This is a genomic window from Streptomyces hygroscopicus subsp. hygroscopicus (assembly GCF_001553455.1).
Lineage (GTDB): Bacteria > Actinomycetota > Actinomycetes > Streptomycetales > Streptomycetaceae > Streptomyces > Streptomyces hygroscopicus.
In genome coordinates, this window is record NZ_BBOX01000411.1 from 1 (window position 1) to 1,335 (window position 1,335).

2 protein-coding genes are annotated in these 1,335 nt (G+C 72.9%); one reads left to right on the forward strand and one right to left on the reverse strand.

Going from position 1 to position 1,335, the window contains the following annotated elements:
• Positions 1-507, reverse strand: a 507-nt coding sequence (locus tag AXW62_RS33760) for a TetR/AcrR family transcriptional regulator (protein ID WP_060947824.1), incomplete at its 3' end; no start/stop codon positions are given.
• Positions 508-722: 215 nt separating this feature from the next.
• On the opposite strand from AXW62_RS33760, the gene AXW62_RS33765 reads away from it, so the two are divergent.
• On the forward strand, positions 723-1,335 hold a 613-nt coding region (locus AXW62_RS33765), incomplete at its 3' end, for an MFS transporter (RefSeq protein ID WP_159061019.1).

Genomic DNA, 1,335 nt, shown 5'->3' on the forward strand with positions numbered 1-1,335 from the left:
GTACGCGGGGGCGAGCCCGTCGGGGCGGAAGAGGATGCGGTACATCATGGGGGCCACGACGTGGTCGAGGACCGTCTCGACGTCGGGCGTGCCCTCGCCGCGTGCCGCCGCGCGGGTGAGGATGGTGTCGATCTGCTCGGCGGCGTAGGCCGAGCACTGGCCGGCGTTGCTGCCGTCCGGGTCGCCGAGCAGGGCGTCGCGGATGTAGGCGCGGCCCGAGGGGGAGGACATCTCGTCGAGGAACTGTTCGGCCCAGGCCGTCAGGTCCGAGCTCAGGTCGCCGTGGTCCTTCGGCGCGGTCTCCGGACGCAGGCGCTCGACCGCGACGTCCGACAACAGCTCCTGGAGGTCCCCCCAGCGGCGGTAGACCGTCGACGGGGTCACGCCCGCACGCTGGGCGATCAGGGGCACCGTCAGGGCGTCCCGGCCCACCTCCGACGCGAGTTCCCGCACGGCGGTGTGCACCGCCGCCTGGACCCGGGCGCTGCGCCCGCCGGGGCGCACCATCTGCCTGCTCACCCCTCCATCTTAAAGCAAAGAACTTGCGTCTAGGCGGGGTCGCGGTCGCGGTGGTCGGTCGGCAGGTGGAGGCCGACGCGGGCGGCCCGGTTCCGGCCTGCCCTCGGCGGTGGCGCGCTCTAAAAGCTACTGATTTGCGTTAGCCACTCCTAGGGTCTACTTTTCATTAAGGCAAACAAATTGCGTTTAGTGCTGGGAGTCCCATGTCCACCGTCACACCCCGAGCACCGGCCCCATGCCCCTACGGAGCCGCCCGCCCCCGCCCGGCGAACCGCGCGGCCTCGTTCGCCCTCAACGCGTCGATCCTCGCGGCGCTCCTGGCGGCCTCCAGCGCACCGACTCCGCTGTACCCGCTCTACCAGGACCGGTGGCAGCTCTCGGCGCTCACCGTCACCGTGGTCTTCAGCGCCTACGCGCTGGCGCTGCTGATGACCCTGCTCACCACCGGAACGCTCTCCGACCGCCTGGGACGGCGCCCGGTCCTGGTGGCCGCGCTGATCCTGGAGGCCGTCGCGATGGTGCTCCTGGCCTCGGCCGACGGTGCCGCCGTGCTGATCGCCGCCCGTGTCCTGCAAGGCGTGGCCACGGGCGCCGCCACCAGCGCCGCGGGTGCCGCCCTCCTCGACCTGGACGACCCCCTGCGCCCGGGCCGGGCCGCCCTGACCAACAGCATCGCCCCGGTGGCGGGCATGGCGGCCGGTGTCCTCGCCGCCACGCTCCTCGTCCGCCTCGCGCCCGCCCCCACGGTCACCGTGTACGCCCTCCTGGCGGCCGGATTCGCCGTCCAGGCGGTCGCCGTCCTGTGCACCGCGGAGA